Raw genomic sequence first — 14,785 nt, 5'->3', positions numbered from 1 at the left:
GCTGCGAAACGAAAGCTTTTTGATCTCCCCGTTCTCCGGACAGTACTTTATACTAAAAATTGATAGTCATGAATTTATATAAAACCTCTTTCAGATATTTATTTGCATTAATGGTCATCGGGTTCCTGGGGTCCTGCAGCGACCTGCTCAACGAGCCAGCCGAAAACCGTGCCTTCACGGACGAAACGGATTACACCCAGACCGAAAACATGATCCTGCCGCTCATCGGCGCTTACGGGGAATTCTACACCCGCGGCTGGGAAGGTATTCCGCTGATCTCCGTTCGGGGGGATGATGTGAATGCCGGTGGTCTGGGCGACCAGCAGGATTTTGCCGAGGCCGACAATTACAACTACAACAAAGATTACTGGATGTTCAACTCACTTTGGGAGGTGAATTTCCGGGATATCTTCCACATGGAATCAACGATCGAGCAGATCGAACTCTACGAACAACACGCACCAAACACCGCAACCGCCGAGCAATACAAAGCGGAAGCGCGTGTACTGCAGGCTTTCCTGCTGTTTCAAATGTCACGGGTATGGGGGGATATGTTTATTCCTCCATCTCCCGATCCTTCTGATCTGCTTGTGACCCCGATCTCTTCCAAAGCGGAAGTGATGACCTATATTTCCCAGCAAATGGATGCGGTAGCGGATGCTCTGCCGGCGGTCAACCCGAACAAACGCAGTGATATTCCCGGTGGCGTAACCAAATTCACCGCCCTGGCGATCAAAGCACTGGCCAACCTGGAACTGGAAAACTACCAGGCCGTTGCCGATGCGACCTCCCAGATAATCAATTCCGGAGAATTTGCGCTGGAACCGGATTTCTACGAGCTTTTCAAACTGAAAGGAAAACTGAACGATGAGATCCTGCTGGAACTGCAGTACTCTGATTTCGGCCAGCCTTCCGGTGATTCCAAAAACTACCTGATGGCGTTTTTCGGTCCGCAAAACTGGACTCCGAAAAGAGAAGGCGCTTCCGGTGGCTGGGGGTTCTTCGAGCCTAGCATGAAGTTCATCAAATTTATGCTGGATCGTGGAGAGAGAGTACGTCTGGAAACCAGCGTATTGTTTACCGATCGCGGTATTGCCGAGATCAAGTCGGATCCGGCTTATACGAATCTGCCCGACTGGATCTCCAACGTCACGCCGTCCGGTGACCGGATCAATGACTACGCCCGGGCGCTGTTTGCCAGTGGCAAGCACTACCTGCCTTCCGAGCAACTGACTACGGGACGGACTGCTTACGGCTCCAACAAAAATATGATCTGCATCCGCTACGCGGAGATCCTTTTGATGCACGCCGAAGCCCTTACCCGCGGCGCGACCAGCTCGGCTATGTCTGCCGACGAAGCGGTCAATCTCGTGCGGGCCCGTGCCGGTATGCCGGCGCTTTCCGGCGTAAGCAGCCAGGAAGTAATGGACGAGAAATTTGCCGAACTGGCCATGGAATGGGGCATCCGTTACTACGATATGGTACGTCTGGAAAATTACAGCGAGTTGAGCTACGGCGGCCGCACGTTCACCGCGGATAAGATCTTTTTGCCGTATCCGCAAAACCAGGTAGATCAGTTACCGGCCCTGCAATCGCGATAAGCGAAGGCATGCGGAGAGTAGGATAAAGTGACGACAGTCCCTTTTCTCCCACCTCCCGCACCTGCGCCATCGGAGAAAGTAGTAAGTACCACCACTTTAAAAATTAAAACAATGAAAAGTTATTTAATATATCTAAGCGCCCTGCTGATCGTCCTCTTTATGGGGTGTAACGAAGGTATTGATCCCATCACCCGGGTAGATCCGGGGCCGGATCAGTCGGCACCAATCATCAATATTCAGTACCCGACCGAAGGGACGGCCATCTCGGTTTACGAAACTGTAACGTCCATCAATATCAAGTTTGAAGTGACCGATGATATCGAGATCGCTACCGTCAAGGTGGATCTGGATGGCTCGGAACTAGCCAGTTACAGCTCCAGCGATTTTCCGGACTACCGCCGGTTTATCGAAGAGCTCACCTACGATAATCTGACCGACGGTCCCCACGTATTGATGATCACCGGTACCGACCTGGACGGTAAAACGACTACCTCGACGGTGAATTTCTCCAAAGAACCACCTTACGAAACCCGTTATGCCGGGGAAGTTTTCTATATGCCGTTCGACGATGATATGATCGATCTGGTCAGTGTGACCCGGCCTACGGTAGTGGGTAATCCCGGTTTTGCCGGAGAGAGTGTTGCCGGCTCCAATGCTTACGCCGGTGCGGAAAACGCCTACCTGACCTTCCCGACCGCCGGTTTGTTTGATAATGAATTCAGCGCCGTTTTCTGGATGAAGGTGAACGCCGTACCGGATCGTGCCGGTATCTTGGTGGCCGGTCCGGAAGATACCGCCAACCCGGATGCGCAGAATAATCGTACGAAAGGATTCCGCTTTTTCCGGGAGAATGCCGGGGGCATGCAGCGGTTCAAGCTCAATGTAGGCCGCGGCGAAGCCGACAGCTGGTTCGACGGCGGTGCGGCGGCGGATGTTGATCCGAACGCCGATGAATGGGTGCATTTCGCCTTTACCATTGGCCAGTCCGAAGCGGCGGTTTACATCAACGGTCAGCCCGTAAAACAAGGTCCGCTGGACGGCGGAATGAGCGTGGAAGGGATCGATGTATTGTCGATCATGTCGGGAGCGCCCCGTTTCACCGGTTGGAATCACTTGTCCGACCGGAGCTACATGGACGAACTGCGCTTGTTCAACCGGGCGCTGTCCCAGGGGGATATCCTCAGCATTATTGCCGATGAAGGCGGTGCGGTGGGTTACGTTCCCAAATACGACGGCGAAACCTTCTACATGCCGTTTGACGGCTCGAATAAAGACCTGATCAGTGGAAAATCGGCTACAATCATCGGTACGCCGACTTTCACCGAAGAGGCCAAGGAAGGAAGCGCTTACGAAGGCGCCGAAGAATCTTACCTGACCTTCCCCACGGCGGGATTACTCGGGGAAGAATTCAGTGCGGCCTTCTGGTACAAACCCAATGCCGATCCCACCCGTGCGGGTATCCTGGTGATCGGACCGCCGGATGCAGAAAATCCGGACGCTATGAACAAACGTACCAGCGGATTCCGCTTCTTCCGCGAAGGCGGCGAGACCAACCAGATCTTTAAACTGAATGTCGGCAGAGGGGACGGTGAAAGCTGGTTTGACGGCGGTGCGACGGCTACCGTAGATCCTACCGCTGTGGACTGGATCCACCTGGCCTTTACCATCTCCTCATCGGAAAGTGTCGTCTACATCAACGGTGAAGTCGTGAAGCAGGATGCCTTCACCGGAGTGGACTGGACCGACTGCGACATCCTGTCCATTATGTCGGGAGCGCCGCGTTTTGTGGGCTGGAACCACAAGGCCGACCTCAGCATCATGGATGAGCTGCGTTTGTTCAATAAGGCTTTGACCCAGGAAGAGGTAAAGACTATCATTGCGGACGAACAGTAATTATCTTTACCGATAGGTGGCAAAGCGGTCGCAGTGTTGCATTCGCTTTGCCGCCACGGTAATACTTCCATTGTGCATTAAAAACAGACATTTTGAGATTTTTCAAATGCGCCCTCTGGGCTATATTCACATTAGTGCTATCTGCCGGCTGTCAGGATAAAGGCGGGCAGGACGAGGACTTCTTTCTGGAATCCGCCTATGTCGGCAATGAGCTGATGATGACGGACGGTAGCGTGAATGAGATCCCGATAGACCGGCCGTTCGAACTGATCTTCTCGGCTCCCGTCGATGCGGGAACTGCGGAAACGGCCATCGCTTTACTGCGGGACAATTCGGCCCTGGAGTTACAATTCCAATATGCGAACGGGAACCGAAACGTTCGCATTACCCCCAAACAAAGACTGGACTACAACACCGCTTACACCCTGGCGATCTCCAATGAGTTGAAAAGCCAGGGTGGAGCGGGTTTCACCGCTCAGGACCTGCGATTCCGGACGCTTAACGGCACTTCGAGTCTGACGGGTTTCACCATTGATGGGAAGGCACAAAACGCCTTTACTTACCTGACGGGCATCAGCCTTCAACCCACGGTACAGCTTACGTTTTCACTGGCTGTCGACACCAGTTCCCTACGGAACAATGTCGATCTGACCGGTGGAACCGCAGGCACTCCGGAGATCAGTTTTTCCGCCGACCAGAAACAGGCGACGATCCGCTACCTTAGTCCATTGGAAGACTGGACCAGATACACTTTTCTGATCGGTGAGGGCCTGCAGGGGAAGAACGGCGAAATTATGGAAGCTTTCAGCCAGGAATTCTACACAGTCGTAGACGAAACCCCCAAATTTCCCATGATCTCGGATGAAGATCTCCTGACGCTCGTGCAGGAGCAGACCTTCCGGTATTTCTGGGATTTTGGGCATCCCGGGAGCGGCCTGGCCCGGGAGCGGAATACCAGCGGGGAAACGGTGACCTTCGGCGGCTCGGGTTTCGGCCTGATGGCGATGATCGTCGGGGTAGAGCGAGGTTTTATCACGTTGGATCAGGCACTGGAGCGCTGGCAACAGATCCTGAATTTTCTGGAGACGGCTGATCGTTTCCACGGTGCATTCCCCCACTGGATGGACGGCACCACCGGTAAAGTACGTCCCTTCAGCGAGCGGGATAATGGCGCGGATCTGGTAGAGACCGCCTTTTTTGTCCAGGGCCTACTGACGGTACGGCAGTACCTCCAGCAAAAAGCACCCATGCAAACCGCACTGATCGACCAGATCAATCGCTTCTGGCGCGAGGTGGAATGGGACTGGTTCGCCCGTGGAGAGCAGGAGGCCCTGTACTGGCACTGGTCACCGGATAACGAATGGGCCATTAACCTGCCGATACGCGGGCACAACGAAACCCAGATCGTTTACATCCTGGCGGCGGCTTCGCCCACGCATACGATCAGCAAGGAATTGTACGACAGCGGTTATGCGCGTTCGGGGCAGATGGTTAACGGTAACTCCTTCTACGGCATCGAACTGCCGTTGGGGATCAACTACGGAGGGCCGCTGTTCTTTGCGCACTACTCCTATCTGGGGCTCGACCCCCGGAATCTGCAGGATCAGTACGCCAATTACTGGACCCAGAATGTCAACCACAGCCGGATCAATCACGCCTACTGCGCGGATAATCCCAAAAACTACGTGGGTTATTCCGATAAATGCTGGGGCCTGACGGCGAGTGATAATCAAGAAGGCTATTCGGCCCATAGTCCGAACAACGATAAGGGAGTGATTACGCCGACCGCAGCGGTATCCTCTATTCCGTATACGCCGGAAGAAAGCATGGCGGCCATCCGGCATTTCTACTACACGCTGGGTGACCGGCTGTGGGGGCAGTATGGCTTCTATGACGCTTTTAATCCGACGGAGGACTGGGTAGCCGGTTCATTTCTGGCCATCGACCAGGGGCCGATGATCATTATGATCGAAAATTACCGGACCGGTTTGCTCTGGGACCTGTTCATGTCCAGCCCGGAAGTGAAAAATGGACTGACGAAACTCGGATTTACTTATTGAAACCAACTAAAGACGGGCCTGCCGGTAAATCCTTATTGGCGGGCCTTTATTTTTGATAATCCGCAACGCAAAGAAGACGGGGAAAATAAGCCGGGCCGGGAACGCTCGTCCGGCCGGATGTATTCGAAAGGAAATTTCACCGCTTAGGCGATTACCTTTCGGGCTGCCCCTCGTAGTCTTTACGCTGCCCTGCAGATCGACCGATCTGCTTTAAAAATAAATATCATGAGATTATCTTTTTTGCTGTTTGCCTGCTGCCTGCTGGTGTGGGCCTGTAAGACCTCGCCGGATGCCAAGCAGGAAGAGGGAGCTACCGGCACCGCTGAAACGGCCTGGTACGAAACGGCTTCCGACGAGGAATTGCTGGATTCGGTGCAGGCTCAGTCTTTTAGGTACTTCTGGGAATACGCGGAGCCCAATTCCGGTATGGCCCGGGAACGCTTTCATCCGGACGGGAATTACCCGCAAAATGATGCCCACATCGTGACTACCGGCGGTGCTGGTTTCGGAGTCATGGGGATCTTGGTGGGAATAAAACGCGAATTTATCACCCGCGAACAGGGGATCGATCGCCTGACCAAGATCGTTAACTTTCTGGAGACCGCCGATCGGTTCCACGGCGTCTGGCCCCACTGGCTGAACGGCGAAACGGGCGAAGTGAAACCTTTCAGTAAGAAGGACAATGGCGGCGATCTGGTCGAAAGCTCCTTCCTGATGCAGGGCCTGCTTTGCGTTCGTCAGTTCTGTGATCGCGGAAACGCGAAGGAAGCGGCTCTGGCCGAAAAGATCGATGTGCTCTGGGAAGATATGGAGTGGGACTGGTATACCAACGGCACCAATAACCTCTATTGGCACTGGTCTCCGGAGTATAATTTTGAAATGAACTTTGCGCTGCAGGGGTACAACGAAACCCTGATCACCCACGTGATGGCGGCCTCATCGCCAACCCATCCGACGGATCCGGCCGTATACCACGAGTGCTGGGCCAGAAACGGAGATATCAAAGCCGATGATGCTTATTTGGGTTACAAAAGAGTGCTGGATCACTATCCTAGCGGCGATTCTCCGGTAGGTCCTCTGTTCTGGGCGCATTATTCGCACCTGGGGCTCGATCCGCGCAATCTGGAAGATCAGTACGGCAACTACTGGGAGCTCAACCAGAACCACGCGCTGATCCACTACAAGCACTGCGTAGACAACCCCAATAATTTCAAGGGTTACGGTCCGGATTGCTGGGGGCTGACGTCCAGCTATTCGCCAAAAAACGGGGAGATCGGCTATGCTTCCCACCGGCCCGACGAAGACAATGGGGTGATCTCCCCGACGGCCGCGCTGAGTTCCATGCCTTATACGCCCGAACAGACGCTGGCCGCGATCCGAGGATTTTACCGGGATTACGGAGATATTCTGCTCGGTCCGGCCGGTTTTTACGATGCTTTCCGTCCGGATGACGGCTGGGTGGCCCCCCGCTATCTGGCGATTGACCAGGGACCCATTATCGGAATGATCGAGAATCATCGCTCCGGTATGCTGTGGGATCTGTTCATGTCCTGTCCGGAAGTGCAGGCGGGCCTGGATCGGTTGGGTTTTACAACCGGACCGGTGTCCAGTAATTAAAACATCGATTGGAAGTGATACTGTGGTGATCCAGGCCAGACTTAAACCGGATCACCACGGTATTTCCGATCAGTACTGCATCAGAAAATCCGCCAGATTCGTGTCCGTATCCAACTCCATTTTACGGCGCAGGCGGTAGCGTTTGTTCTCCACCCCGCGCAGGGAGATATTGAGTAGGGGAGCGATCTCTTTGGACGATAGATTCATTTTCAGGTAAGCCGCCAGGCGCAGATCTCCCGGCGTAAGATCCGGGTATTCGGATTTGAGTTTTTTGAAGAATACTTCGTGTACCTGGTTGAAATTCGTTTCGAAGATCTTCCAGTCTTCCTCGTCCGTAAGATGGCGGTCGATCAGACGGATCAGTTGTTTATTGCTTTTTGGGCTTTCCTTCCTTTGGCCGGTCGCCAGCGCTTCTTTCAGCTGGATCAGGATCTCATTTTTTCGGACGAGGTTGAAGGTCGAATTGGCCAGTTCCTGGCTTTTTCGCAGTACATCCTGCTGCAGGGTTTCGTTTCTGGCCTTGATCCGTTCTTCCTGTAATTGCTTTTCCTTTTTATCTTCCAATGCCTGCAGTTGCTTGCGCAATCGCACCTGGTGCCAGTTCCAGAGCAGGAAGGCGCCCAGCAGAGCGAGCAGGAAATAGACGGTTTTGGCAAAGGTTGTTTCGTACCAGTGGGGCAATACCCGGAAAGCCTGCTGGGTAATGCCGGTGCCCTGATCGGCCTGCAGTTCAAAGGTGTAATCGCCGGCCCGGAGCTTGGCAATTTCGATCAGCGCCAGTTGGGACCATTCCGACCACTCATCGTCGTAGTTCAGAATGCGGTACCGGTACTGGATCTGTTCGCCGTGGAAAGGCAGGGCAAAATAAAAGCGGATCTGCCGTTCCTGCGGGCTGAACTCCAACATTCGCTCCCCGTTCCGGTAAACGCTGCGGAAGGGAACGAGCTGCCGCTGTTGCGGCCGCAGTACTTCGATCCGGCTGATGATGGGCTCGGACAATTGGCGGGAACGAGCACCTACTACCGTTGTATCCAGCAGAGCAAAACCGTTGTCCATGCAAAAGAGATAGTTCGCCGAATCAATGGCAATGATCTCTTCAAAGTTAGGCACGAGTTTGATGGAAAATTCACTCAGCAGACTACTGTCCCGGTACCAGAGCAGCCGATCGGCCGTAGCAATGAACCATTCCCGCCCGTTGCCCGGCAACAGGCTGATCCGCTGCCGGGGCAGGCGCACGCCGTTGAAACGATCGAGGGGTTGTAGCGCTTCGGTCGCCGGATCCCAGCGAAACAGCGAAGTATCCGCCCGGATGATCAGTTGCTCATCGATCTCTACCAGATCAAGGCCGAAAGTAGTCGGCAAACCGTAGCTTTCATCAATGGTCTCGGTATAATTGATGGAATCCAGCGTTTCGTTGAGCCGTACCCGCCAGAGCCCCTGGGTACTGTGGAGCGCCCAGATGTAGCCTGACTCGTCGAAGTAGAATTTTTTGATGGGGAGTTGCAGCCCGTTGATCCGCCGCCGGAAAGCCCAGCCCCGCTCATCTTTGCCCAAAATGACCAAACCGGTATAGGTACTTTGCAGCAAAAGGTCGTCACGTCCGGGGAAAGCTTCAAAGTGCCAGCCGCCGCTGATGGGGGAGATCCGACGTGCCTGTCGGCCTTCGATCTGGAAGGTACCGTTGTTGTGCCCGCACAGCAACTGGCCGTCTTTTACAAACAGATCCCAGACCTGCAGTTGCGTGCCTTCCACGAGCTGAAACTCTTCATCGGCATCGAACCGGCGCACGTACAGACCGTGGTTGGTCCCCACGTAGAGCAGTCCCTCGTAGACCAGTGCGGTGTAAACCGTGCCCAGCTTGCCGGTCACGTCGGGATAAAAATTCAGCGCCTGACTGAGCATCACCAGGTCGATCCCTTTGTCGAGCGCCAGCCAGAGGTTGCCGTTGTGGTCTTCCCACAGCCCCAGCACGGTATTGTTCTGTAAACCGCTTTCCTTATTGATGTGGTAGATCAGCCGCCCCCGTTGATCCAGCACGTAGAGGCCGTTCAGGATGGTGCCGATGGCCAGATGACCGGACCGGAGCAATTCCATACGGTTGATCTGAAAATCCCTCAGTTCCTGATCCACTTCCGTCGGCCAGGAGTTGAATTCATTATCTTCGTCAAAGTAGAAAATGCCGGCCCTTTCCGTGCCGACCCAGAAGCCGCCTTCCGGTTTGGTGACCAGACCTTTAACCCGCAGAGACGAAAGTGAAGCCCCGGTAGAGAGGATCTGAAAGCCCTGCTCCGGCGTCCAGGTTCGCAGTTCATCCTGGATCAGCGGGAAGATCCAATGATCCCGGATCTTTTTAACGAACAGCAGCAGTCCCGGATCGTCGATCCGGTAGACTTGCTCGTAATCGTAGGCATATACTTCGGAAAAGGAATGAAAAAGGACCAGCTGACTGTCCACTACAATATTCCAGATCTCTTCGGATGCGGATTGGGGATGTTCCAGTTCTTCCTGCAGGGAATAGTATTGCAGAGAGCCGTTCTCGTCGGCTTCCCAGTACCCAAATTCGCCGTAGCCGCCGCTGAAGATCTTGCCCTTACCGTCCGAGGCCACCGAACGCAGGATCTGTTTGTCGGGTAGTGGATAGGTGCGCCAATACTGCCCGTCGTATTCCAGTAGACCGGCCGAATTGGCAAAATACATCAGGCCTTCCGGGGTCTGGGTGATGCCCCAGTTCTGGTTGTAGGCTTTGTATTCTTCTTTATCGTAGGAAATAACGCGGGGTACCTCCTGCGCAAACACCAGTTTGGCAGAAAAAAGAAGCATACAAATCGCAAGGCCGGTTAAGTCTCTGTACATCTTGGTTTCAATACGCCTGCCGGTGCAGGTTCAACTGCTTATTTTAGAACCATGCAAATTAGAGGTTAACGGTCCGGTCCCGTAGGGACAAAATATAGGTAGCCCGCCCAATAATTCGGTAGGTTCAGCGTGCCGTAGGTATGCAATATGGTTTTACCTACGGTACGCTCAGCCGGGAAATGATCATTTTGCTACCCAGATTTTGTGCCAAATGGCACATTTCCTCCAAGTTTAACCCCTGATTCACCTACATCATTTACGGAAGTGGTCAGTAGTAACCATCTTCATCGCCTGGGGGCTATAGTTTCAACACGCCGGAACCCAAATTTCCCTAAGTTCTTTTACAAAATTTAAAAAAAATCACAACTTCGGTGTAACCTTTTCCCAAAGTCCGGGTATTCCGGGCAAATTAACGCTTTAGCTCACTTATGCCAAGCTACTCATTTGGAAAAAAGAATAAGCAAGATCGTTCCCTGCGGCCGGTAAGCAATGCGCTGGAGGAGTGGAGCGACGAACAGTTGATGCAGGGGCTCAGTGGAGGACGCCTGGCCTGTGGGGCCGCTTTGTTCGAGCGCTACCACCGGCCCTTGATCAATTATTTCTACCGCCTGTGTAGCCGGGTGGACTGGAGCGAGGATCTCGGACAGATCACTTTCGAACGCATAATCCGGTACCGCCACACCTATCGGGTGGATCTGCCCTTCCGGGCCTGGATGTACCAGATCGCGCGCAGCCAGCTGGCCGATTATTACAAAAGACACGGACGGGAAATGACCGGAATTTACGGAGAAGATCACCGCTTTGGCCAGGAGGCTCCGGTAAGCCGGCAAATGGAATCCCGCGAGCAGGAAGATACGCTTCAGAAGGCCCTGGCCGCCCTGCCGTCCGAATATCGCGAAGTGCTGATCCTGACCCGCTACCAGGGTATGAAATATCAGGAAGCCGGACAGACGCTGGGGATCAGCGAAGGAGCGGTGAAAGTAAAAGTACACCGCGCGATCCAACAATTAAAAGTACTCTATTTCAAATTCGATCAGGAATGAAAGAGACGGAAAATAATAAGCTGGTCGCCTATGTATTAGGAGACCTGTCGGAAAAGGAACAGCAGGAAATGGACCGCCTGGTGCGGGAGTCGCCGGCTTTGCAACAGGAGGTAGCGGACCTCAAAATGGTCCTGGGCGAGATCGACCAGGAACCGGAGATCCAACCCTCCCGCTACAGTCGCGACCAGTTTTTCCAGTACCTGGAAATGGAAGCAAAAAATGATCACCGGGCGGTCAACGAAAAGAACCACCGCCTGAGCTGGTGGGCGGCCGCTGCGGTCGCTTTGGTAGTGATCGGTGTGGGATTCGGCGTGATGCTGCAAAACCACAGTCGCCAGGAAGCCCAGATCCAGCGCCTCAGTTCGGAGGTGGTCGAAACCCGCAAGCTGCTGCTGCTGGCTATGCTGGACGATGCCTCCGCCAGTGAGCGCATCCAGGCGATGAACGTATCGGCCCGGGATTACCAGCAGGACGATCGTATCGTCAGCGCTCTGGTCGATCGACTGGAGAAAGACGAAAACGAAAATGTGCGCATGAAAGCGGCCGAAGCCCTCGGCAATTTTCTGCCGCAGGAAGGGGTCACGGAGGCCATGATCCGGGCGCTGGAACTGGAAAGCAGTCCGGAAGTACAGATCATGCTCATCGAATCCCTGGTGAGTGGCGGTCGCAAAGAAGCGGTGCCCAGTTTGCAACGACTCCTGGACCGGGAGGACGTTCCCGAGGTGGTGCGCAATGTGGCTGCTTATGGCCTGGAAACCATGATTTGATGGGGTAACGTGGAAACGTGCGAACGTGTGAAGGTGTGAAGGTGGAAATGTTCGAACGTTCGAACGTTGGATTCCCAGACACTCAACGTTCCCACTTTCAAACGTTCTAACGTTCAAACTTTCAAACGTTCACACATTCAAACGTTTTAACATGAATCAAGTATAAATTCAACATAACAAATGAAAAGATCACCGATTGTTTTAGGATTTCTTTTGGCCTGTTTTGCCTTGCAGGCGCAAAATATCAACAAGGCTTTTAGCAGCTCCGGTACTATTACCATTATTTTGGATAATGCCGACTTGAAGGTGGAGGCCTATTCCGGTACGGAAGTTCAGATCGAATCTTCCGGGTACAGTGGTCCGCCGGAGCGGGCTAAAGGTCTGAAAGCACTTTCCGCCAGAGGTCAGGATAATACCGGGATCGGCCTGGAGATCATGACCAGCGGCGGCGCCATGACCATCAAAAAATCAACCGGCCAGTCTGTGGATTACCGCATCAAAGTACCGGTAAAAGCCAACCTCAAGATCGAGGAAGACGGCTGGGGCGGTAGCGGCGACTACTACATCAAGGGCAGTATGGGGGAAATTGAGATCAAAACGACCAATTCCGATATCGTACTGGAAGACATCAGCGGACCGGTAGTGGCTAAAACTACTTCCGGCGATATCACCGTCACCTTCGCCAATATGAACGGAGACAAGCCCACTTCTATCGTCAACACCAGCGGCTTTATCGATGTGACCATGCCGACATCCATCAAAGCGGATCTGAAACTGCGCTCCATTTCCGGCGAGATCTTCTCCGACCTGGACCTGGAATTCCCGGATACCGAATTCAAGAACCGTTATTCTTCCAATTTCGACGGTAAACTGAACGGGGGAGGTGCTGAGATCGATCTGCGCGCCATTAGCGGCAATATCTATCTCCGTAAGAAGTAAGTCCAGGGACGCAAAAAAGTCCCGGGATAACTTTCCAAATTCCCAAAGTAATCACCCAACTGTCAGAAGGATCACCCGGCAGTGACCAGCAGGGATCAACGCCTGCGCATCATCGCCGGGTTCATCATCCGTTTATCAAAAAACTCGACTGAAATATTATGAAACGTCTTATCCTAAGTGTTGTACTGCTCCTGAGTTGCTCAGCCATTTGTCTGGCCCAAATGACCAAGCAGGAGGAAGCTACTTTCCCCGTTCCGTCCGGTAAAAAGATCGAGGCTAACCTGAAGTTTGCCAAAAAGATCGACATCAAATCCTGGAATCGCCAGGAGATCGGACTGAAGAAAACCATTACCTACAGCAAGGAAGAACTCCTGTCCATTGATCAGCAATCCGCAAAAGAACAAGACGGGGTACTCGTCATCGAAACGGATTACGATATGAAGAAGGACGGAGAGCGGAAATACCAGTGCTGGAGCTGTGATAATGAGAACTGGAACGGCAACGAATGTGTCTGTTTTCAGATCAGTTACGAATTGATGCTCCCGGCCGGAATGAGCCTGGAACTGGAAACCATTTCCGGCGATATCAACCTGCTGGGCAGCTATAATGGCGGCGAACTCAATCTGGAAACGATCTCCGGTGGGATCGAGATCAAGAATTATAAAGGACAGATCCGCGCCAAATCCATCAGCGGTTTTGTCGATTTCACTTCTCCGGGTAATCAGGGATTTGATGCCGCTTTCAAATCCGTTACCGGCGAGATCTACACCGATTTTGACCTCAAACTTGATGAGGGCAGCACTGCCTGGTCCAAACGCCTGAACCGCAGCCTGAACGGTGGCGGTAAAAAAGTAGCTCTGGAAACCGTTAGCGGCGATATTTTCCTCCGGAAAAGTAACTAATGATGGTATAGCGATCGCCAAGATCAGCGAATTAGCCGTAAGCGGGAAAGTTATCCTGTTTACGGCTTTTTGCTTTAGTGCGCCTATCCGGAAAACTCCCCGACCGTTTTATTCCGGTAAAACCGGGCATTATCGTATTATTGACGGTGTATGATGGCACTGCGGGAACTTAGCGTACAGGACATTCCTCTGGGAATGGCATTCAAAAAGATGGCCGGCTGGAATCAACTGCCCGCCGACTGGGAAATCTTATTGTCACTGAGTCAAGGCGGCTCCTACCTGGCCACCTGGCAAGGCAAACCCGCCGGCACGGTCACCACCATTCAGTATCCCGGGCCCTTTAGCTGGATCGGTATGGTGCTGGTCGATCCGCAGTATCGCGGACTCGGTATCGGTACCGGCCTGCTACGGGCCGCAATTGACTACGCCCAATCCACCGGGCCGGTTCTCCTGGATGCTACGCCCAAAGGCCGGAAACTTTATCTCACGCTGGGCTTTAGTGATATTTGCCCTCTGGAACGACTGGAAGCCGACCGTTTGGCAATTCCTTCCAGGGCCAATGATCCACACATCATTCCCATCCGTCCGGACCTGCTTGCCGCCTGTATCGAATATGATCGACTCCATTTTGGAGCCCGGCGGGACGGCCTGTTGCGGGCCCTGTGGTCCAATGCCCCAGATTACGGCTGGGCCTGTCTGCAGGATGGAAAAGTAAAGGGCTATTGTCTGGGCCGACCCGGAAGCCGGTTTGACCAGATCGGACCGGTGGTCGCTGATGATACCGTCACGGCCCGGGCCCTGTTGCTGGCCGCGGCCCGGAATATTCCGGGAAAACCCGTGATTGTCGATATTATGAGTGAACAGATCCGGTGGCGATCCTGGCTGTTGGAGCTCGGTTTTACCGTTCAGCGTCCATTCACCCGGATGAGTTTGGGTGAATGGGCTGCTCAAAGGGATAGGTCCGGACAGTTTGCGATCGCCGGACCGGAGTTCGGGTGATTACCGGGTAGGGCTGTTCCGTTCTATAAAAGCGCGATGCGAATTTTTCAATTACCATGTCAAGCACCATAGCAATAGCAAGCAAAAGGCAGCTTTCTGCTCCGATTTCGA

10 protein-coding genes are annotated in these 14,785 nt (G+C 53.5%); 9 read left to right on the top strand and 1 reads right to left on the bottom strand.

Annotation, left to right across the window (positions count from 1 at the left end; genetic code table 11):
• The first annotated feature begins 68 nt into the window (after positions 1-68).
• The 4 genes from CRP01_RS09990 (at position 69) to CRP01_RS09975 (ending at position 7,171) form a co-directional block, all read left to right on the top strand.
• Positions 69-1,601 (top strand): RagB/SusD family nutrient uptake outer membrane protein, encoded by a 1,533-nt coding sequence (locus CRP01_RS09990; protein WP_099149883.1) that lies wholly within the window; start codon positions 69-71, stop codon positions 1,599-1,601.
• Positions 1,602-1,712: 111 nt separating this feature from the next.
• Entirely contained in the window at positions 1,713-3,494 is a 1,782-nt protein-coding gene (locus CRP01_RS09985) for a LamG-like jellyroll fold domain-containing protein (protein ID WP_099149882.1), read from the top strand.
• Positions 3,495-3,586: 92 nt separating this feature from the next.
• Complete coding sequence (locus CRP01_RS09980) at positions 3,587-5,554, top strand: glucoamylase family protein (RefSeq protein ID WP_222845687.1); 1,968 nt, start codon at positions 3,587-3,589, stop codon at positions 5,552-5,554.
• Between the two features lie 225 nt (positions 5,555-5,779).
• On the top strand, positions 5,780-7,171 hold the full coding sequence (locus CRP01_RS09975; RefSeq protein ID WP_099149881.1) for a glucoamylase family protein: 1,392 nt from the start codon (positions 5,780-5,782) through the stop codon (positions 7,169-7,171).
• 69 nt (positions 7,172-7,240) lie between these two features.
• Here the strand turns inward: CRP01_RS09975 and CRP01_RS09970 are convergent, their stop codons facing one another.
• Positions 7,241-9,991, bottom strand: a complete 2,751-nt coding sequence (locus tag CRP01_RS09970) for a triple tyrosine motif-containing protein (protein WP_170110303.1) — start codon at positions 9,989-9,991, stop codon at positions 7,241-7,243.
• A gap of 461 nt (positions 9,992-10,452) precedes the next feature.
• On the opposite strand from CRP01_RS09970, the gene CRP01_RS09965 reads away from it, so the two are divergent.
• From CRP01_RS09965 to CRP01_RS09945, 5 genes are all read left to right on the top strand, one after another.
• Positions 10,453-11,067 (top strand): RNA polymerase sigma factor, encoded by a 615-nt coding sequence (locus CRP01_RS09965; protein WP_099149879.1) that lies wholly within the window; start codon positions 10,453-10,455, stop codon positions 11,065-11,067.
• Positions 11,064-11,834 (top strand): HEAT repeat domain-containing protein, encoded by a 771-nt coding sequence (locus CRP01_RS09960; protein WP_099149878.1) that lies wholly within the window; start codon positions 11,064-11,066, stop codon positions 11,832-11,834. Before CRP01_RS09965 ends, CRP01_RS09960 begins: the two co-directional genes overlap by 4 nt.
• 180 nt (positions 11,835-12,014) lie before the next feature.
• On the top strand, positions 12,015-12,773 hold the full coding sequence (locus CRP01_RS09955) for a DUF4097 family beta strand repeat-containing protein (RefSeq protein WP_099149877.1): 759 nt from the start codon (positions 12,015-12,017) through the stop codon (positions 12,771-12,773).
• Between the two features lie 158 nt (positions 12,774-12,931).
• On the top strand, positions 12,932-13,675 hold the full coding sequence (locus CRP01_RS09950; RefSeq protein ID WP_099149876.1) for a DUF4097 family beta strand repeat-containing protein: 744 nt from the start codon (positions 12,932-12,934) through the stop codon (positions 13,673-13,675).
• A 150-nt stretch (positions 13,676-13,825) separates the two neighbouring features.
• Positions 13,826-14,674 (top strand): GNAT family N-acetyltransferase, encoded by an 849-nt coding sequence (locus CRP01_RS09945; protein WP_099149875.1) that lies wholly within the window; start codon positions 13,826-13,828, stop codon positions 14,672-14,674.
• Positions 14,675-14,785 lie beyond the last annotated feature (111 nt).

Source organism: Flavilitoribacter nigricans DSM 23189 = NBRC 102662, from assembly GCF_002646595.1.
GTDB classification, from domain to species: domain Bacteria; phylum Bacteroidota; class Bacteroidia; order Chitinophagales; family Saprospiraceae; genus Flavilitoribacter; species Flavilitoribacter nigricans.
This window is presented reverse-complemented; position numbering and strand designations above follow the sequence as displayed.